General features: G+C 69.2%; 1 protein-coding gene. It reads left to right on the top strand.

Translation table 11 applies throughout. The annotated features are described in order from the left end of the window. Window positions 1-172 precede the first annotated feature (172 nt). On the top strand, window positions 173-678 hold a 506-nt coding region (locus tag IG05_RS43185; protein ID WP_234336296.1), incomplete at its 3' end, for an acyltransferase domain-containing protein.

Raw genomic sequence — 678 nt, 5'->3', positions numbered from 1 at the left:
TCTGGTCAGGGTGGTCAGTGGGTGGGGATGGGGCGGGGTTTGTACCGCGAGTTTCCGGTGTTCGCGCGGGTGTTGGACGAGGTGTGCGGTTTGTTGGGGTTGCCGGTCGGGGTGTTGTTCGAGGACGGGGAGGGGGTGTGTGTCTGGTGTTTTGGGGTTGGAGGATGCGTGTGTGCTGGTGGGGGCGCGGGGCCGGTTGATGCAGGGGTTGGCCGGTGGTGGGGCGATGGTGTCGGTGCAGGCGTCGGTGGAGGAGGTGGTGGGGTCGTTGGTGCCGGGGGCTGAGGTGGCGGCGGTCAACGGGGTGGATGCGGTGGTGGTGTCGGGGGACGAGGCTGCGGTGGTGGCGGTGGGTGAGGTGTGGCGTGGTCGTGGGCGTCGGGTGGGGCGGCTGGCGGTCGGTCATGCGTTTCATTCGGCGCGGATGGATCCGGTGCTGGGGGAGCTGGGTGAGGTGGCGGCGGGTTTGTCGTTCGGTGAGCCGGTGATTCCGGTGGTCTCGACGGTGGCCGGGTGTCCGGTGGACATGGGGGTGCCTGGGTATTGGGTGCGGCAGGTGCGGGAGCCGGTCCGGTTCGCCGATGCTCTGGAGTGGCTGGCGGGGCAGGGTGTGACGGGGTTTGTGGAGGTGGGTCCGCATCCGTTGCTGGTGGGCAACGGGTTGATGCGGCGTGGTGG

The sequence above is a fragment of the Streptomyces sp. NRRL S-1022 genome (assembly GCF_000720135.1).
Taxonomy (GTDB): domain Bacteria; phylum Actinomycetota; class Actinomycetes; order Streptomycetales; family Streptomycetaceae; genus Streptomyces.
The sequence above is the reverse complement of the archived record's forward strand: the minus strand, read 5'-3'. Positions and strand labels throughout refer to the sequence as shown.